The organism is Pseudoflavonifractor intestinihominis, from assembly GCF_040096055.1.
In the GTDB taxonomy this organism is placed as follows: Bacteria; Bacillota; Clostridia; order Oscillospirales; family Oscillospiraceae; genus Pseudoflavonifractor; species Pseudoflavonifractor intestinihominis.
Genome location: NZ_JBBMFK010000019.1, coordinates 50018 through 69576, shown reverse-complemented (window position 1 = coordinate 69576; position 19559 = coordinate 50018). Strand labels below are relative to the sequence as shown.

18 protein-coding genes and 1 pseudogene are annotated in these 19559 nt (G+C 48.1%); 2 read left to right on the top strand and 17 right to left on the bottom strand.

Annotated elements, in window-relative coordinates:
• Positions 1 to 132: 132 nt before the first annotated feature.
• From WMO64_RS11730 to WMO64_RS11650, 17 genes and pseudogenes are all read right to left on the bottom strand, one after another.
• On the bottom strand, positions 133 to 1167 hold the full coding sequence (locus WMO64_RS11730) for an acyltransferase family protein (RefSeq protein ID WP_349232108.1): 1035 nt from the start codon (positions 1165 to 1167) through the stop codon (positions 133 to 135).
• A gap of 139 nt (positions 1168 to 1306) precedes the next feature.
• Positions 1307 to 1744, bottom strand: coding sequence for a hypothetical protein (locus WMO64_RS11725; protein WP_349232107.1), 438 nt, complete (start codon positions 1742 to 1744; stop codon positions 1307 to 1309).
• 93 nt (positions 1745 to 1837) lie between these two features.
• Positions 1838 to 3223, bottom strand: coding sequence for a glycoside hydrolase family 32 protein (locus WMO64_RS11720; protein WP_349232106.1), 1386 nt, complete (start codon positions 3221 to 3223; stop codon positions 1838 to 1840).
• A gap of 29 nt (positions 3224 to 3252) precedes the next feature.
• Positions 3253 to 4404: a glycosyltransferase gene (locus WMO64_RS11715; protein ID WP_349232105.1), complete on the bottom strand. Its 1152-nt coding sequence runs from the start codon at positions 4402 to 4404 to the stop codon at positions 3253 to 3255.
• Positions 4401 to 5423, bottom strand: coding sequence for a glycosyltransferase (locus WMO64_RS11710; RefSeq protein WP_349232104.1), 1023 nt, complete (start codon positions 5421 to 5423; stop codon positions 4401 to 4403). The genes WMO64_RS11715 and WMO64_RS11710 overlap by 4 nt, the downstream gene beginning before the upstream one ends.
• A gap of 4 nt (positions 5424 to 5427) precedes the next feature.
• Positions 5428 to 6627 (bottom strand): glycosyltransferase, encoded by a 1200-nt coding sequence (locus WMO64_RS11705; RefSeq protein ID WP_349232103.1) that lies wholly within the window; start codon positions 6625 to 6627, stop codon positions 5428 to 5430.
• A 2-nt stretch (positions 6628 to 6629) separates the two neighbouring features.
• Complete coding sequence (locus WMO64_RS11700) at positions 6630 to 7322, bottom strand: glycosyltransferase family 32 protein (protein ID WP_349232102.1); 693 nt, start codon at positions 7320 to 7322, stop codon at positions 6630 to 6632.
• Positions 7319 to 8212 carry a glycosyltransferase family 2 protein gene (locus WMO64_RS11695; RefSeq protein WP_349232101.1) on the bottom strand — a complete coding sequence of 298 codons (894 nt, stop codon included), beginning with the start codon at positions 8210 to 8212 and terminating at the stop codon, positions 7319 to 7321. Before WMO64_RS11695 ends, WMO64_RS11700 begins: the two co-directional genes overlap by 4 nt.
• Positions 8205 to 9290: a glycosyltransferase family 1 protein gene (locus tag WMO64_RS11690; RefSeq protein WP_349232109.1), complete on the bottom strand. Its 1086-nt coding sequence runs from the start codon at positions 9288 to 9290 to the stop codon at positions 8205 to 8207. The genes WMO64_RS11695 and WMO64_RS11690 overlap by 8 nt, the downstream gene beginning before the upstream one ends.
• Positions 9291 to 9334: 44 nt before the next feature.
• On the bottom strand, positions 9335 to 10171 hold the full coding sequence (locus tag WMO64_RS11685; RefSeq protein WP_349232100.1) for a LicD family protein: 837 nt from the start codon (positions 10169 to 10171) through the stop codon (positions 9335 to 9337).
• Complete coding sequence (gene tagD / locus WMO64_RS11680; protein WP_349232099.1) at positions 10161 to 10565, bottom strand: glycerol-3-phosphate cytidylyltransferase; 405 nt, start codon at positions 10563 to 10565, stop codon at positions 10161 to 10163. Before tagD ends, WMO64_RS11685 begins: the two co-directional genes overlap by 11 nt.
• A 133-nt stretch (positions 10566 to 10698) precedes the next feature.
• Positions 10699 to 11817, bottom strand: coding sequence for an EpsG family protein (locus tag WMO64_RS11675; protein ID WP_349232098.1), 1119 nt, complete (start codon positions 11815 to 11817; stop codon positions 10699 to 10701).
• 104 nt (positions 11818 to 11921) lie between these two features.
• Positions 11922 to 13004, bottom strand: coding sequence for a glycosyltransferase family 4 protein (locus WMO64_RS11670; protein ID WP_349232097.1), 1083 nt, complete (start codon positions 13002 to 13004; stop codon positions 11922 to 11924).
• Positions 13001 to 13609 carry an acetyltransferase gene (locus tag WMO64_RS11665; RefSeq protein ID WP_349232096.1) on the bottom strand — a complete coding sequence of 203 codons (609 nt, stop codon included), beginning with the start codon at positions 13607 to 13609 and terminating at the stop codon, positions 13001 to 13003. The genes WMO64_RS11670 and WMO64_RS11665 overlap by 4 nt, the downstream gene beginning before the upstream one ends.
• A complete protein-coding gene (locus WMO64_RS11660; protein ID WP_349232095.1) occupies positions 13606 to 14247 on the bottom strand; it encodes a sugar transferase in 642 nt (213 codons plus the stop codon). Before WMO64_RS11660 ends, WMO64_RS11665 begins: the two co-directional genes overlap by 4 nt.
• Before the next feature lie 23 nt (positions 14248 to 14270).
• On the bottom strand, positions 14271 to 15497 hold the full coding sequence (locus WMO64_RS11655; RefSeq protein WP_349232094.1) for a DegT/DnrJ/EryC1/StrS family aminotransferase: 1227 nt from the start codon (positions 15495 to 15497) through the stop codon (positions 14271 to 14273).
• Between the two features lie 450 nt (positions 15498 to 15947).
• Positions 15948 to 16070, bottom strand: a pseudogene (locus tag WMO64_RS11650) (sporulation transcriptional regulator SpoIIID); the annotation flags it as partial.
• A 185-nt stretch (positions 16071 to 16255) separates the two neighbouring features.
• On the opposite strand from WMO64_RS11650, the gene WMO64_RS11645 reads away from it, so the two are divergent.
• Together WMO64_RS11645 and ppk1 are read left to right on the top strand one after the other, a co-directional pair.
• Positions 16256 to 17167 carry a Ppx/GppA phosphatase family protein gene (locus WMO64_RS11645; protein WP_349232093.1) on the top strand — a complete coding sequence of 304 codons (912 nt, stop codon included), beginning with the start codon at positions 16256 to 16258 and terminating at the stop codon, positions 17165 to 17167.
• A complete protein-coding gene (ppk1, locus tag WMO64_RS11640) occupies positions 17160 to 19304 on the top strand; it encodes a polyphosphate kinase 1 (protein ID WP_349232092.1) in 2145 nt (714 codons plus the stop codon). Before WMO64_RS11645 ends, ppk1 begins: the two co-directional genes overlap by 8 nt.
• Positions 19305 to 19559 lie beyond the last annotated feature (255 nt).

Here is a 19559-nt window from a genome sequence, read left to right as displayed (position 1 = left end):
TTTTTTTCGGCTCCAAGTAAAGCTACTGTTCCTCGAATAATTGCTTCACACCCATGGTTTCCACTAGAGCCGTTCCCGTATAGCGTAATGTTCATTGCGTAAAATAGTCCTTTCTCTGAAACAACGACTTTTCTAACTGGATTTTTTCATAAGTGAAAATTTCCACAGAAGAGAATCTATTTTTATATGACAGAAAAATTTAATTAGTAATAAAGTAAATATAAGAGTTCCTATAAACCACAGTGGCACAAAGACAAAAGAATGTGCTATTCCAAACTTGCTTAATAATTTTCCACAAAAGCGCCCGATGACAGGTTCATGAAGTAAAAACAAGGGATACGAATTTTGTCCCAGAAATATTAGTAATTTGTTTTTTTTCAACGAGAGCGCTACTATATAGTAGACTAGTGTTCCCCCAAGCCCAAATAAGATATACCTGACATAAGAACTCCAGAAAAAAGAATCACTATTGGGAAATATAGAAAGAATTGTTACCAAAATTACATATAAAAAAACATATATAATATTTTGGGATTTCTTATGGGAAAGCAGGAACCTATATTTATATACTATAATTCCTAATTCAAAAAATATGAAGTACGAAACAAATACAAATGGATATTTATCTAAAATTGGGAAAAAAGAAGCAAGTAAGTGCTGCATGAGGCCAATTATCAAATATAGGGAAAAGCGAATCCAGCTACTGCTGATTACTTTGTATAGTAATGGGCAAATAATAATAACACAGCAGTACATGGGAATATACCACAAAGGATAGGCCACAGTATTTCCCAACCAACTGGAAATATAAGTTTTACATAATAGAATTGGAGAGAATTCTTTGATCCATATGAAAGAATCTATAGCCCAGAAAAATGTATTAATTATAAAAAATGACATCAAAACACGAGGTAACCGTTTTTTAAGCAGCAGCAAATAAGGAGTTGCTGTATCATGAATTGCAAACTTTATGCCAGATATAAATACGAAAATAGGAACAGCTGAGATTACGAAATTATATAAAGTCCGTAAAAAAATATCTGTATCTGAATATTCTTTACCGGGAAAAAGATAACCAAGGCACGAGGCGCAAGCGTGAATTATTATTACAAATGAGATTGCAATACCGCTTAAGACCGTTAGCTCATCCTGCTTTTGCTTTGACATAAATTTATGCCCCTTTATTTTATAAAGTCAGATTTCCAAAAGCTGCTCTATTTCTTCAATAATATGATCTGGCAAAAATTTTTCAGGACAACGGCTGCCACGCTGAATGTGGGCATACAGTTGAGCGTCAGTTAAACTTCTATACTGCGTTTGGTTCGATAGAGCACCCCCATAATGCAGTTTTTATGCCGTTTTTCCGGTAAGCTTGGTTCAGGTGCCCATAAATTCCTGTACTACCATAGCAATAGTTATCGCCGCCGACAGAAAGCGCAATGTCCGTTCCAACGCTTGCCTGACGAATTCCGGGCAGATAGGACAAGCCATCCATATCAGTATAATTTCCGGTTAATTTTAGTTTGAGATAGGCTTTAAGAAAAAGGAAACCTTTTTTATACGCACACGTGGCAGGAAAAATCTGAGCGAGCGATCCCAAACCATAGGATTTATCTTCCTGCGGTCCTGCGGATTGAATACGAAAAGAATTTTTTTCGGCTCCAAGTAAAGCTACTGTTCCTCGAATAATTGCTTCACACCCATGGTTTCCACTAGAGCCGTTCCCATACAGTACAATATTCATAATTCACCGTTCCTTAAAATTACAACTAAGTCGATATAAAAATAGAAGACTTCTCGCTGCTGTGCTTAGTTATAGTAACCTTAAGTAGTGTGACTACCGACTATGGCACAATTTTGCCCAACTAAGAAGAGCAGACATCGAAATATTTATAATTAAAATAGCAAATATAGCTGCTATCAAATTAAATATTTTGGATAATTGCATTTTTATGACTATCCAGTACACAGAAATAAAGATATTTAATATTTGACAAATAAAAAAATATTTATTGCTAGTATATAGCTTGGGACGTATACGCATTAGGATGATTTCAATCAAAGCAAGAAGCATTAATTCTATACGCAGATAATTTCTAACAGCATGATACATCGCTTTTAGATAATACATCATGCTATGTGTATTCGTTGTAGAATCAGTAAGTGGATACATTTTAGATAGATCAGCGTGATTAATTCCTATTAAACAATCAAGTGAGGTGCCTTTGCTCATAGTGATATACCACTCGTTTGCAGCATTTACAACGCCATAAATGCAAATATATTGATTTCCATCATACCATAAGAATGGACGATAAAGGTTCCTCCAGAATTTGTTGTTTTCAATAATAGATTGAGCGTTATAAAATTGAATGCCATCGTAGCTTGTACAACAAAAGATTTTTTGCTTTCCTTTATTGTCAATAAAACACATATAGTATGTCCCATTATATTCGGTTACTGATCCGTGCCAAATACTGATGCCAGTATTTTCGCCGTTTATACTGCATAGTGTTTTATTTGTCCAATTATACCCGTCCTTACTCTCTTGATAGCTAATTGTACCACTGGTTCCATAGAGGTCATATCCAATTGCCCACATTTGATATTTCTCTCCGTCCCAAATGATAGACGGAGAAAGATAATCTATTTCAGTCATGATTTCATAGTCGCTCCATGTTACTCCATCAAAAGAGTATTTGCGTAGCAACAGTAGATGATCGTCCTCTGATCCGCCAAGCCGTTGGGAGAGACGTCCTAAATACCAAACTTCGATTCGATCTAAATCTTTTCGATATAGGATATGAGGATCTTTTAGTTCATCACAGCCAGTTTCTTCATTATCAGCAATTGGGTTTGCCAACGTGCCGGGTGTCTCCCAGTAATATAAATCATTAGATACTGCAATACATGGATTCTCTTCCTCTCCATTTCCGTTTGGGTAGGGACTGTAAGCCATCCAATATTTATATCCATTCCAAGAAGTATCAAATGTATATACAGAGGGATGTGTCGGCTGATTATTTCCGGCAAGATAGGTCTCAATATTTAACCTAGTAGTACCCAAAGAAGGAGAAACGGTAGGAGATATATGTATATATATAACTAATATGAGAAATAAAAAAATAGCTACAGCTAGGATGTATTTTATGATAGATTTACATAGATAATTTTTGGATATATGCTCTTGCATAACCTGATTTTTTGGCTTTTTAGTAAACATAAACTAGATTTTCTCCAAGATTGTTAAAATTAAACTCTAAAGAGCCGTTCAATACCAGACATAGTATATTCTGGAAAAAACTTTTCGGGACAATGGCTGCCACGCTGAATGCGGGCATACAGTTGGGCGTCGGTTAGTATTGCGTTTACTTTTTGCGCCAGCGACTCGGGAGTCTGTTCCGCCAAAATTCCATTGACACCATCTTGAATAAACTCACAGGGGCCAAGTGATTTGGTAACAATACAGGGTATGCCCAAAGCCATGGCCTCTAATATAACAATCCCCTGAGATTCGACATAAGAGGGATGAACGAATAGGTCAGCATATTTTAAATAGGGATAAGGGTTTGTCTGATTCCCTTCAAACAAGAAGATATCCGCAACGCCTGCGGCTACCGCTGTTTTGCGGAGCTTCGCCTCTTCAACCCCGCTTCCAACCAGATGCCATTGAAAAGCAATGCCGGCCTCTTTGAGCTTTTGGGCTGCAAAAATAGCGTTTTCAATGTGCTTTTCTGGAGACAGACGGCAAAGCGTTACAATTTGATGGACATCTTTTCGGCTGTACGGACAAAACTCATCTGCCTTTTGGAGAATACATGATTTGTCTATCATATTGGGAATAACGGTTAGTTTGTTGCTGATCGTTGGAAATGCATCTGCCAGCATTTTGGAGCACGCATGAGATACCGCAACAATCTTATCACAGGCTTGGGCACATTCCAGGTAGCTCTGACGTTCCACGTTGATCTCACCGTGGTGCCACCAGGTAGCCCTGCCTTCTGCGTGAACAGCAAAGGCCGCAATTTGCGTGCAGATTCCCGGGCGAAATCCGATTACATAATCATAGTGTTGGTTTGCGGTCAGAAGCTTTTTTGCGAGTGCAATGCGCTCTTGACCTCCAAATTTCATCAGCAAAAAAATGACCCGCATTTTCAAACCGAACCAGTCCCGGACTTTGACACAGGTTATCAAACTTTTTAAAAAAGGGCCATAGGTGTTTTTTAAGCTTTTTACATGGATATGGACGTTTGAGGGGATCTCTGCTCCGTAGTCTCCCAACTCCTCCAAAAGCAGCAGGTCTACATCGTAGCAGTCATAATCAAGCCGCCTTAAAATATCCAAAAGGGACTTTTCCACACCGCCTGTGTTCATATGCCCATTGATAAATAGGATTTTTTTCATATCTTTTTATTTTGATACCACCATAACAGCTCAACAAAAGGGATGCACTTCCAACGGTATAAGTAGGTTATCAGTTTTAATTTCCAACTAATTTTAAGCTTTGAAATTTGAATACGTTTTAAAGTACTGTGGACTAGGCTGTTTTTTAGAATTTGGCGTATTTGACTTTTTCTGGCGCTTGATTTTAAACCACTGGATCCCAAATTTCCAATTGCCAAATACACAAAAAACAGCAGGCACCGATCAATTTGTGGGCCAAAATCAAAGTCGGCTTTTTGTCCAAAGGATTTTTTAATACGCTGGTATAAATCGAGCAGCATGGGCCACTTGTCCCGATATGCAGAATGCGTTACAGACATAGGATTTTGCCGATAGTGGTAGGGAGTATATCCCTTCATGTAATACATGCTGTTTGCTGCATACCCGACTTCTGCACCGAACAAGAGATCTTCCGAAAAGCGGATCCCCTCAGGATAGCGGATATGATGCTCTTGAATAATATCTTTTCGAACCAAAAGAAGCCAGTTTGATATGGTAACCGGATATTCTATAGACTCTGTCATCAAAAGCTGCGGGAAATATTCAGATTTCATTTTTGATCTGTCATAAAATCCGCCGGGCAGTGTATGAGTATATATCTGCGCGCCAAAGTCAAATTCTTTCAGACAATCACAGATGACCAGATCACATTGAAATTCCAGTCTGATAGACATCATCTTTTCGTACATATCGGAATCAATATAGTCATCGCTGTCTACAAAGGTGATATATGATCCAGACGCAAGGTCTAAGCCATGGTTTCTCGCTGCCGCAGCGCCGGCATTTGTCTGATGGATAACGCGGACCCGTTGATCATAACGCGCAAATTGATCACATATCTGTGGACTGCTGTCAGTTGAGCCGTCGTCAATTAAGAGCAGCTCAAGATCCTTCCAATTCTGATCCAGAATGCTTTCAACACATGTCCTCAAATAAGCTTCGGCATTGTATACAGGAACAATTACGCTGAGTGCAGGCATATATTTATCCTTCCATAAGCGCATAGAGTTTGTTTACTTCATCGGCATTCGAGTAGTCTTGCTGACGGCATGTATCGCTTAAAAGTTTTAAGGCTTTCGTGTCGCGTAAAAGCGTAGCAATTCCTTTGGCACATCCCTCGTTATCCATGGGCACGATCACGCCGTCCACACCGTCCTCCAGCTGGCTGGCGGAGGTGGCGTAGTTGGTAATGACAACTGCTTTCCCCAAGATTTGAGCTTCATGGACGGAAACACAGTTTCCCTCGTATCTGGAAGGCTGCACATATAGGTCACAGGCTTTCATATAAGGGTATGGGTTGCTTTTTTTCCCTAAAACGGTGACATAATCCTGCATTTCAGCTTTTACAATGTTTTGGCGTATCAATTTTTCATCTCCGCCAAATCCAATGAGATACCAGTGGACATCCAGACCCGAGGCACGAATCAAACGGCAGATAAACGGAACATTATCAAAATTTTTAGCGGTGCAAAAGCGACCTACCGAAAGCAGCTTATAGCTTCCTTTTTCCATTCCCTCCGGAACAGATTCCTCCGCTTGCCGGTAAATCAATTCCGGAGAAATAATATTGTCAATTCTGATAATCCGTTCCTGAAGAGAGGGGAACTGCTCTAAAAATCCCTTGGTACAGTGGTCCGAAATAGAGGCGATTTTGTCGTAGGCCGACCACATTTGCAGCTCTGACACGGTGTCTATCTGGAGCGCTGAGTAATCGGTATGGATCCAGGCGACTTTGACCTTTGCCGTTACTTTTTCCGCTACAAAGTAGTGAGGAGTCAAAAAACTGACGGCTAAATCATAATTTTTATGGCTGATCTGCGGCATAAAGTTTTTTGTATATTTGTGGCTGTACTCCAAAGATACAGCCTGATCCAATTCAGACGGATGTGACTTCAGAAATTGTCTGGCTTTATATTTCCCCCAGGCACGTCCTAAGACTACGCCGAAAGCCCCTTTTTTTAGCGTTTCTGTAATAGGTTCTGCTAAGCATGTATACTGTTTTATCTCGGGAAGCAACCGTATATTGGAGGGGATGTAGGGCAGCAGTTCACCGCTGTGACGCAGCAAAAATAAATCTACCTCATATCGATCGGAATCAAATGCGTTTAGCAGACCGAGCAGTGCGCGTTCTGCCCCTCCCAGTTCCAGCGCATGTGATGCCACTAAGACACGTTTTTTCTCCATTGTTATGTTCTCCTGAAGAAATCCACACCTAAAATCCGATGCAGAGGCTTTGATATAGTGCTGCGAAGCCTTCTGAGGGGGCTCATCCAGCTGGCGGAATACCAGTGGATAGAAACGGTATGTTCGGTTTTGTTGAGACGTCCGGTAGCGCTCTCATAGGGATTAAACCAGTCCGGAGGATAAATCACCGCATCTGCGATTTCCTGTAAGGAGCCGTCCCTACGCAGCCCAAGCGCCTCCAGTGCCTTTGTGTTGAGTCGCGGACAACCGATAACGCCATGCTGTCCATCTAGGAGGGGGTCATATTCCTGGCGCATCGCGTCGATTACAGTTCCATGGGCCTCTGAACCAAATCCCAGGCCGCTGGCGACAAACTCCGGGGTCTCAAAGCCGAAAAAGGCGCCGTGTGTAAGCAAGAAGTCCGGACTGCGGACCAACTCCACATCGGTATCAAAGTAGATTCCGCCCTGTTCAGCTACCACTACTAATCTGGCATAGTCGCTTAAAAAGGCATATTTTTTCTGCTCTATACACATTCTGGTATAGCCGTTCATGTTTACATCAAAATTGTCTTCATTCCACTCGATGATCTCATAATCGGGGCAATATTTTTTCCAGCTGGCAATACATTTTTGGGCCATCTTTGGCTTCTGTCCCCGGCCAAACCAGCAGTAGTGAATTTTCTTGGGAATCATTTTATCTTCGCCTTTCTTTTTACGATCCAGGAAAGTGCGATACCTGGCAGAGTGCAGGCAACAGTCAAAAGCTTTTTGGGAGATTGAGATATAAAAGCTATATTTCCGGAAAGCACACAACTGGAAACATAGTGAATACAATCCGTTACCAGGCGTTTTCTTGAGACTGGATAATTCATACATACTTTTCTCCAGAATGCCCAGCCCTTTGGATTTTTCAAATACTGCTTCCACATGTTATTAGAAGAGCCGTCCGGCTGGTACTCTACATTGCAGAGAATCTCGTCCAAAACCGCCATTTTATATGTCTGGTCAATCAGCCGATATTTATAGGCGAGTGAAATGTATTTTTCCCCTTCAAAGACCGGGTAAGGCGGATACTTCTTGATGATGTCAGTGCGATAGACCAGCTTTTTGTCGCCGCTTCCTCCCGCTGCATAATAACCAGAGACTGTGGTCTCTGTCATACCATCAGGAAAGCCTTTCCCAATCACATTACCTTTGAAATCCGCATCCAATCCAATGATACCGGCATAGTCTTGCTGGCGGACTTGCTCCCATTTTGCCAATATCTTTTGCACAGCGCCAGGAGCAAGTTTATCATCCGAGTCAATGCAGACATTTAGCTCGGTGTCAATGTTCTCATAGGCCGTATTGTGAGCTGTATGCATCCCGCCATTTTCTTTATAAACATACCGAATTTCAAAGCCGTTATCTTGAGCCTGCCACTGACACACCAATTCGGCAGTATTGTCCTGAGAGCCGTCATCCACCACCAGCCAAATAAAGTCTTTGCAGCCTTGGGAAAGCAGGCTCTCATAGGTCCGGCGCAAGGTGTGAGCCCGGTTATAAGCCGGAGTAAAAATAGTAAGCAGTATTTTTTTATCCATGACTTCTTACCACTTCCAAGTAATAATTCTCCAGCCACCTGGCAGTTTCGGAAATATCATATCCGGCATTTCGGAGCTCTGATTGTCTATCCTGACGGGGGGAATGGCAGTATGTAAGGACCCAATCTGCCCACTGCTCAGCGCTGTCCTCCAAAGAGCGGAATTGAACAAGATCTGTAATTGCTGCCTCACGCGGTACAGCGGAAGATACACAGCAAGGAAGGCCGGACGCCTGGGCTTCGACCAGGGAGACCGGCAGACCCTCGTAAAGCGACGGCATTAAGAACACATCCATCGCCTGATAATAGTCCCAAGTATTGCTCTTTACTCCCGTTAGAATGACATGCTTCAGCTTCTTTTCTGCAATATATGCTTCAATCTCTGCACGCCGTTCCCCATCACCTACCAAAAGTAGGACTGCATTAGGACTTTTTCTACAGATTCTCTCAAAAATATCGAGCAAAAAAATATGGTTTTTTTGGGCTGAAAAGCGACTGATATTTCCAACTACGAACTGTGTATCTGCTATGCCGAGCATATTCCGTATCATTTTACGGGAACTTGCATTAAATGAAAACTTATTTATTTCAATTGCATTTGGCAAGTGGGTACACTGCTCTATATCATTGCCAATTTTTTTGCCGTACCGTGAAATACCAGCCTCTCTGGAGCAGGTAAAAAAATGATCGGCTATAAAACGAGTCGGATAGGTAAATAAGGCATATCTTAAATCGCTTAAATTTTTCATGGCATTGGTATTATGGGAATGAGCGATGGAATAAATTCCGTATTTTTTCGCAATATGTAGATATATTGCAGCAGTACTCCCCAGGTGCCCGTGTACGATGGAATATTCATTTTTATGTATACGAAAAAAGTTCTCCCACCACTTGCAGTATGTAAAGTGATTTTTTACGCTATAATGCGGACAGCGGAAAATTTGTCCTCCAAGAGAGCGTATTTCTTCATCGAATACCGCGGGTTTATCCGAATTTTCTACAAAATCAAATTGGACTTTTGTGCGGTCAATATTTCGATAAAGATTCATGATCATCGTCTCCGCACCGCCTCGATTCATAATACCGATTACGTGCAGGACACGAATTGGACTATCCATGCCGTTTATCCTTTCTCTGGCGATAATTCCTCATAGTTGTGTTCAAAGTCCAAAATAATGGGATGGTGCTTCCACTCACGCTGATCTTCGGGAGGAAGCTGCATATAGTCGCCATACTTGCGTTTTAGATGATCATCCCAGCCGGCAAAGCACATAAAGTTTCCATTTTCAAACGGCAGAAAAACATACTCGTCCAACATATCCGCTGCAAACGGTTTTTTTACAGAAGACAAAGTTTCGATTGCGACGGTTTCATAGTGATGGACGGGATTAAATCGGACGATATTGGATAAAAGTTTCCTGCGCTTATCCGCCCTCCTGGCCTTAGGGGTCATTGTGAGCAGAACCGACGCCACGATCCACTTTTCAACCCCATATTGTTTGGGCGGGAATTCACGGGTATAGAGCTGATAGCACAAAACATCCCAAGTAAATTTCAAACGGCCTATTTTAGAATCTGGTATCCGGTCAATGGGGAAAATGTCAATGAAAATTCCGGTATGGTATCTGCCGGCTTCCCAGGCTTCCTGCAGAAAAGTTGTATGCTCTTTCCGAATCTTTGTAAATGATTGTGTAAATGCGGGGCAGTTTTCTTTGTTCTGCATAATATAACCGTCATGAGAAATTGTTGGCCAAAGTTGGATAAAACGGTCATAGTTTTCGCGGGACATGCAGATGTCCAAATCATCATCCCAGGGAATAAAGCCTTTATGCCGGACCGCGCCCAAAAGTGTGCCGGCATACAGGGAATATGGGATCTGGTGTTCTCTGCAAATGCGATCTACAAAAGTTAAGATTTCCAGCTGGATCAGCTGCAATTTTCTCAATACGTTATTGTCCATCCAGCTGCTCCTTTAGATCTTCCTTTATTTGCGTCGTAGAGATTTCAGGGGTTCTGGGCAGGTAGACAACCTCGCATTGCTCTTTGAGAAAATCAAATTTTCCCGTCCAGTCATCTCCGATGACAAAGGTATCTACGTGGTATTCCCTGACGTCGGCCGTCTTCTGCTCCCAGCACTCTTCCGGGATAACCAGGTCGACATAGCGGATCGCCTCCAGAAGCTGCTTCCGCTGTTCATAAGTAAAATAGCACTTTTTGTGTTTTTCGTTCCAGTTGAATTCATCCGTGGAAAGTGCAACGATCAAATAATCTCCCAGTTCCTTTGCCCTGCGGAGAAGATTGATATGGCCGTAGTGCAGCAAGTCAAAAGTTCCATAAGTAATGACCTTTTTCATGGGTTTAAAGCTCCTTCCCAAAATTACTTTATAATTTGAGAGCATTAGACTGCAAAGGCCTTTTTGCTGTTACAGATAAAATAAACGAGTTCTGTACGTGAACAGGTTTAAGGAAACTCGATTTCAAGCTGTTTTAATATGTTCCTAAAATATCACTGACATACCCAAAGGCGCCCTGATAGCCCATTTGGTATAGATAGAAGAGGAAATAAAATATATAAAATGCCAATTTGACAATTTGGCGATTTCGGCCTTTAAAACACACAGTCAGCAGGTACGGATATAAAATCAGATTGTACATGTTTGTATAAACCGACAGACGAACAACATACAATCCGCTCGTAAAGGTAGCCAAAATGGTAAGCAATAAATTTATAAGAGACATATTTGCAGCTATATTTATCATTTTTTCCGTTATGCTGTTCCTGTAAATCCAAGATAAAATAACGGGCACAGCTGCTATAATAATCCGAATGGCTGAAGAGCCGGAACTATTTTGCATGGTGTCAATGACATAATCGTATGTGGTATCTTGCAGTAGATTTTCCATACCGGACAATATAGGGTTTAATAGCACCAGTCCAATTGAAAATAAGCCAATCAGTACGTTTTGCTTGGTACTCCACGCCTTACCGCGTACCATGAAATAAACAGGAATGAAAAGAAGGGCGGAAGCATGGAATTGGGCCATAACGAAGCAGAGAAGAATATACGGAATGGTTTTATCCTTTTTTATCAGCAATCCGCCTGCAAATAGCATTACAACTGCGAACCACTGACGCATCATGGAGAAATAGTTATAATACAAGGTGCTTGCAAAGAAATAAAAACACGCAATTGTAAAATCTACACATTCTCTGCGCAAGATATGGATCAGAGTAATAGATTCTATGACTGAAAAGAAAAAGAACCATACATGATAATTACTGCTTATAAAAATTTTAAATATATTTTGCAGTGCATAGAACGCCTTGTCCTTCTGATTGCTGGTCAGGATATCTTGTATAGCGCCAAAGGTTCCAGGGGCAAGGTTGAAGGAATTTACATATGCATATGTGTCGTTCATATCTGATCTCATACCGGCTAAAAAAGCCAGATAGCCAAATACTAACAGCCAGGGGAGAAGAGGACCTAACATGCTATCGAGATCGTATCCATTGCTGAGGCAGAAGAGTTTCCTGCGGCGTATGGTCCCTCCCCATATACAAGCGGCGGCAATTATGATAAACAGTACAGAAAAATGGATAATCATTTCATTATATTCCTTAAAAGTATGGCGTTAAAACAATATAAGTTCTAAATAACCTCGGTTTGTGTGCGTAATAGTGTGCAATATCGAAATCCGACGTACGCTGTTTATAGCCCCAGACTTTCTAGTGTCCTTTCAACCACTTTCCTCTTATCAAACACGTCTTCCATATGCTGGCGTCCGGCCAGGCCCATCTGGCGTTTTTCTTCATGGCTCAAAGATAAAAATGTCTTCATGGTCTGGTATAGACTCTCAGGCGATTTTCTCTCACACAGCAGGCCGCTCACGCCCTCTACCACAGCCTCCTTACAGCCGTGGATATTGCTTGTGATGACGGGACGGCCGCTGGCGGCACACTCCAGATTGGTGTTGGCCATTCCTTCGTGCCAGGAGGGCAGCACAAAGCAGTGGCTCGCTGCAATAAAGGGGCGCACGTCTTTCTGATATCCGTGATAATATAGCCAGCCTTCCCGCGCATACTGCTGGATCTGCTGCTTATAATCTTCTTCGAATCCGCCGAGCACATCCAGCACGCAATTATAGCCCTCCTGATGGAGGCGGCGCATGGCTGAGAAAAGCTCGTCGATCCCCTTCTCTTTCATCACACGGCCGATAAAGAGAAAACGAGTTTCCGCGCTGCTGTCGGGATAGTCCAGGACGTGATAATGCTCCAGATTGACACCGGCTCCGGGGAGCAGGCATGTCTTCTCTGCGGGCACGATCCCCTCATCCACAAAGATCTGCTGGTTTTCCATGTTCTCAAAAAAGACGACCTTTGCGCGCTTCGCCCCCAGCTTATACAAGAAGGTTACAACCGCCCGAAGCAGACCCTTTCCCTGGAAGGCGGTGCCAAGCCCGGTAATGTTGACTGCATAGGGGACGTTACAGAGCCGGCATGCAAACCCACCATATATGTTGGGCTTGATGGTATATGTAATCACCAGATCAGGCTGCTCTTTTTTCAGAATCCTGCGGTATTGAAAGAACAGCTTCAGATCTGTAATCGGATTGACGCCCCGCCGGTCAACCGCGGTATCAATGAATTTACAGCCCTCAGCTTTCAGCGGCTCCACCATTTCTCCGTATGGAAGAGAGAGTACCACCGTATTTTCCTTCCGCAATGCGCCAATCAGCTCCCGCCGAAACTGGTATAGCCCGATATCGTTATTGGCCAGAATCAGTATTTTCATTTGATCTTCCTCGCCGGGACACCCACATAGGTTCCTTTTTCTTCAATGGAACGGCACACGACCGCGCCGGCCCCGATCATGCATTCAGCGCAGACGGTCAGGTTGTTACTGATCACAGCGCCGATGCCGATCCAGGTATTGTGTCCCACCTGCACGGTCCCGGCCAGATGGGAGCCCACCGAAATATGGACATAATCGTGAATACGGCAATCGTGATCCACAGAGGCACAGGTATTGATGATGCAGCCTTTCCCGATCGTGCTGCCGGGGTTGACGACCGCACCTGCCATAATGACAGTACCCGCGCCGACGGTCACGTCTGGGGCCAGTACTGCATGGGGGTGGATCAGAACCGGAACGTGAATACCGCCCGCCTCCAATCGTTCCTGTAATGTTTGTCTTACCTGACTGTTCCCGATGGCGACGATACCCTCACAGCTAAAGTGAAAAATATCAGCGCTTTTGCCGACAACAGGGTAACCGTTGCAGGAAGCGCAGCCTTCGCTGTCGTCAAAGAAAAGGATTTCCTCATACCCCATGCTCCGCGCAATATCGGCGACGACTTTCCCATGGCCGCTTGCACCAATGATCCCGAGTCTTTTCATTTTTTCACCAGTGTTCCCTTGAATTCTTCCATTGTGGCAGCGGTCTGGGAACTGATGCCCTCCCGCTTGACAAATGCCTTCAGGACCGTATCCAGAATGATCCGCACATCGCCCCAAAAGGTGATATGGTCGACATAGGCCACGTCCATTTCAAACCGGGCTTCCCAGCTGACGGCGTTGCGGCCATGGACCTGGGCATAACCGGATAGTCCGGGCCGCACTTCGTGCCTGCGGCGCTGCTCCTCACTGTAGAGGGGGAGATACTTGACCAGCAGCGGCCGGGGACCGATGACGCTCATATCTCCCTTTAAAATATTAAATGCCTCGGGGAGCTCATCCAGACTGGTGGCGCGCAGAAGCCTGCCGAACTTGGTTAGACGCACGTCATCGGGCAGCAGAGCTCCGTTTTCATCCCGCCGGTCGGTCATGGTGCGGAATTTATAGAGCTTGAAGATCTTTTCATTCTTTCCGGGGCGGTCCTGGGTGAACAGAACCGGGCTTCCCAGCTTGATGCGCACCAGAACGGCCACAATGATATAAAGCCAGCTGAACACAACGATGGCAGCCAGCGCGCACAAAATATCAATGGGCCGCTTGAAAAATCGCTCATACGGCCCATAAGGGTAATGCTTCTTCAACTGTGCTCCTCCCCTTGACCGCCTTACGCAAAACAGCTTTTCACGATTTCAATTACCTGGTTCTGCTCTTCCACGGTCATCTTGTTGTCGCTGGGCAGGCACAGGCCCCGCGCAAAGATGTCCATACCCACGTCTGCGCCGCACCCGGCGATGTAGGCGTTGGTACTGGCGCGTCCGTCGCCCTGAGCGGTTACAAATCCATGCATCCGGTAAATGGGCTGCATGTGCATGGGCTTCCAGATAGGGCGGCCCTCCGCATTGTACTGCGCAAGCGTTTCCAGGATCTGCGTGGGGCAGCTTTTGCCCGGCTCGCTCACATACAACGCCTCCCGCTCACCGCGCGCCTGACGGCACATGGCAGCCCTGTCAATGAGCAGACAGGAGAGCCAGAAATTCGGCTGGCTGTTTTGGGCGTCATAGGGATTCATGGTCACGGGAAGATCCCGAAACCCCTCCTGATAGCGCTGGTAGATCGCCCTTTTCTGGGCGATATGCTCCTCCAGGTAGGGATACTGTCCGCGCACTACGCCGGCGATCACATTGCTCATCCGGTAGTTGTAGCCCAGCTCCTCATGCTGGTACCAAGGGGCGTTCTCCCGGCTCTGTGTAGACCATTTGCGGGCCTTGTTGGCGGCCTGTTCGTCATCCGTCAGCAGCATGCCGCCGGAGGAGCCGGTGATGATCTTGTTTCCGTTGAAGGAAATGGCGCGATAATCACCGAACATTCCGGCCTGTACGCCCTTGTATGTAGCACCCAGCGCCTCTGCGGCATCTTCGATCAGGACGGCGTGATGGCGTCGGCAGACCTCCAGGATCTCATCCATCTTAGCGGGCGTACCGTAGAGATGGGCCAGCACCACGACCTTTACTTCCGGATAGAGCGCAAAGGCCTTTTCCAATGCCTTGGGGTCCATATTCCAGGTGTCCGGCTCCGTGTCGATAAAGACAGGAATGCCGCCCTCGTATACCACGGGATTGACCGTGGCTCCAAACGTCATGTCGGAGCAAAATACCCGGTCGCCGGGCTTGATGCCGGCCAGCTTCACACACAGATGCAGCGCGGCCGTCCCGGAGCACAGAGCTACGGAATATTTACATCCGACCTTTTCACAGGTCAGCCGTTCTGCCTCGTCGATGTTTTCGCCGATTGTAGACATCCAGTTCGTTTGGAATGCCTCTGTCATGTACTTGAGCTCATCCCCGTGCATCGTGGGGGTGGACAGCCACACCTTTGCCTCAAACCTCTTCATTGGAATTCCAATGCGCTCCTTTTTATCAAAAATCAATTTTTCATTTTATTTTTCGACTTTTTATAAGAAAAACAGCGGCCAATTCTGAAATGATTCTACTTCATTCCACCATATTTTGCAAGAAAAAAACCATGTGATTCTCTAATTTGGAATATTAATCCATTTTGCACTTGGACTGGCCGGCCCGCTGGGGGGCTGGATGGAAAACAGGGGAGGGGCGCGATAGGCGGGGAAAATAAAAGATGCGGCGGACGGGTATCCCGTCCGCCGCTCCTGTGCGCCCGGGGCGTCCTCTGAGGGCCCGGACATACTTTCTCATTGTGTCAGGCTTTTTGGAACCACTTGCCCAGCCAGTGGCTTTCTTCAGACAATCAGGCGTGGGCGGAGTCAAATCCGCCCACGCCTGATATTCTTCTCATCGGACCACCCACAGGAAACGTTCCATTTTATCACGTCCGTATGTACCGTAGATTTGCTGATGCCGAACTTTCGGGCTGCGCCGCGCACCGTGGCTCTGTTCTCTATGATGTAAAGCGCCAGCTGGCAGGCGCGCTCCTCGATGTTCCCCTTCAAACAGCAACACTCCCTGCTTGTTTCTGGGGCATATATATGCGTCCGGACCGGGAGATATGAAGTTGCGGCCCCTTTCGCGCTGTTTTTCGGGGAGATTGTAAATCTTACGTAAATCCCATTGATAACCGCTGGAAAATCGCGTAAACTAAATTGAATACACTAGTTCATTGTGAGGTGTCAGGGAAATGAAATGCGGGATTGTCGATCTGGGCTCCAACACCATCCGGCTTTCCATCTACCACTGGGAGGGGCGGCAGTTCAAGCTGCTGATGAACAAAAAGGAGATGGCCGGCCTGGCCGGTTACATCAGGGACGGCGTGCTGTCCGACCGGGGCATCCTGGTGGCCTGCCAGGTGCTGGCTGGCTTCAAGGCGCTGCTGGAGAACTTTGATATCCGGGATATCCACGTGTTCGCCACCGCCTCCCTGCGGAATATCGTCAACACGGAGGACGCGGTGGACACCATCCGCAGCGTCACCGGACTGCCGGTAGAGGTGGTCTCCGGCTCGGACGAGGCCGCCTTCTCCTTCCTGGGGGCCACGGTAGGCGGCGGCGCCCCCGCCACCGGCCTGCTGGCCGACATCGGCGGCGGCTCCACCGAGCTGGTGTCCTATGAGAACGGGATCATCACCTCGGGGTGCAGCCTGCCCATGGGCTCTCTGTCCCTGTTTACCAAGCATGTCTCCGGCCTGTTCCCCACCAGGGAGGAGCGCCGGGCCATGCGGGACGAGGTGAAGGCCGAGCTGGACCGGGCCAAGACCGCCGGCGGCCACAGCGCCCATCTGACCGGCGTGGGCGGCACCATCCGGGCGGCGGCCAAGCTGTGCAACGACCTGTCCGGCGCCGACCAGAGCAACCGGGTCATTCCCGCCGGGGAGATCCGGGCCCTGTACAAGGACCTGAAGAAGGGGGACCAGGCCACCCTGCGGCAGATCCTCCGCATCGTGCCCGACCGTGTGCACACCATTCTCCCCGGTCTGGCCATCCTCAATGCGGTGCTCAAGAGCTATGAGGTGGAGACCGTGCTGGTGAGCACCTGCGGCGTGCGGGAGGGCTACCTGCTCCGGCGCGTGATGGGAGTGAACGGCCATGAGTAAGACGGTAGATACCCGCTACACCCAGGAGCGGGAGCTCTCCTGGCTGCGGTTCAACGAGCGGGTGCTGGACGAGGCCAGGGACGAGACTGTCCCCCTGTTTGAACGAATCAAATTTGCCTCCATCTTCACCAGCAATCTGGACGAGTTCTTCATGATCCGGGTGGGTTCTATCTATGACATGACCCTATCCAAGCAGGACTATGTGGACAGCCGCAGCGGCCTCACGCCGGTCGAACAGCTCCAGGCCATCTGCAAGGCGGTGCCCGCCCTGTACAAGCAGCGGGACAAGATCGTCTCCCAGCTGGAGAAGCGCCTGCGGGCCTGCAACATCTGCAACCTGAAGCCGGACGAGCTGGACGGCAAGGAGCGCAAGCAGGTGGAGCGCTGGTTCCGGGACTATGTGCAGCCGGTGCTCTCCCCCATGGTAATGGACAGCCACCACCCCTTTCCCCATCTGCCCTCCAAGAGCCTGAACATCGTTCTGTCCCTCCGCCGGGACGGGGAGCGGCGGTTCGGCCTGGTGTCCATCCCCCGGGCTCTCCCCGCCTTCCTCCAGCTGGAGGAGCGGGGGCTGCGGTACCTGCTCACCGAGCAGATCGTCCTGACCTACGCCGACTCCCTCTTTGACTCCTATCAGATCGAGGAGAAGCACATCATCTCGGTCACCCGCAACGCGGACATCAGCCCGGAGGACGAGGACTACGACGTGATGGAGGACTTCCGGGAGCACATGCAGAAGGTGCTCAAGAAGCGGGCCCGGCTGGCTCCCGTGCGGCTGGAGGTCCAGGGACATCCCTCCGAGGAGCTGCTGGACTACCTGTGCCAGCGGCTGGATCTGCCCCGGGAGCACGTGTTCTTCTCCAAGGCGCCCTTGGCCATGGGGTACGTGTACGCCCTGGAGGGCAAGCTGCCCCCGGAGAGCGCCGCCGCCCTGTGCTACACCAAGTACACCCCCCAGTGGCCCGCCGGCCTCAACCGCAGCGAGAAGATGATCCCTCAGATCCTCCGGCGGGACGCCCTGCTCTTCTACCCCTACCACTCCATGGACCCCTTCCTCCACCTGGTGCGGGAGGCGGCCAACGACCCCTCTGTTCTGGCCATCAAGATCACCATCTACCGCCTGGCCTCCACCGCCAAACTGGTGGAGTACCTGGCCGCGGCGGCGGAAAACGGCAAGGATGTCACTGTGCTCATGGAGCTGCGGGCACGCTTTGACGAGCAGAACAACATCGCCTGGGCCGAGCGGCTGGAGGAGGCGGGCTGCACCGTGCTCTACGGCTTTGAGCACTACAAGGTCCACTCCAAGATCTGCCTCATCACCCGGCGGGACAAGGCCCGCATCCAGTACATTACCCAGATCGGCACGGGCAACTACAACGAGAAGACCGCCAAGCTGTACACCGATTTCTGCCTCATGACGGCCAGCCCGGCCATCGGCGCCGACGCGGCCGCCTTCTTCCAGAACATGTCCACCTCCAATCTGGAGGGGGATTACCAGCAGCTGCTGGTGGCGCCCTACGGCCTGAAGCCCCGGCTCATGACCCTCATCGACGAGGAGATCGAAAAGGCCCGCCAGGGGAAGCCTGCCCGCATCTTTATCAAAGTCAACTCGGTCACCGACCGCCATCTCATCGACAAGCTGGCCCAGGCCAGCCAGGCCGGGGTGCCCGTCACCATGAACGTGCGGGGCATCTGCTGCCTGCGGCCCGGCGTGCCCGGCCTCACCGACCGCATCCGGGTGTTCTCCATTGTGGGCCGGTTCCTGGAGCACCCCCGCATCTACGCCTTCGGCGTGGGGGAGGAGACCAAGGTCTACATCGGCTCCGCCGACCTGATGACCCGCAACACCCAGCGGCGGGTGGAGATCGCCTGTCCGGTCATCGATCCCGCCGTCCGGCGGCAGATCAAGCACTATGTGGAGCTGTTCTGTGCCGACAATGTGAAGGCCCGGAACCTCTGCGTGGACGGCACTTACGCCCCTGTGGCCCGGCCGGAGGATGCCCCTGCCCTGGACGCCCAGGCCACCCTGATGGCGGAGGCCCTCCAGGAGGCTTCCTCCACCCAGGCCGCTCCCGCCCCCCAGGAGCACCGGCCCGGCCTGCTGGGCCGTCTGCTGGGCAAGCTGAGAGGAGAATAACAGAAAGACAAAAGCTCCGGCATGTCTCAGAATGAGACACGCCGGAGCTTTTTTCCGTTTCAGTTTTCCATGGAAGCGAGAGCCCCCGGTTGTTATACGTTAAACCGGAGAGGACGATATCTCCGTCTTTCATGACATACTCCTTGCCCTCGGAGCGGACCAGGCCCTTTCGCCCCACAGAAGCGGTGCTTCTGCGGGGACCCCAATTCTCTTAATAGCTCGGGGCAAGTGAATTGCCCCTGCGCCAAGGTTTTC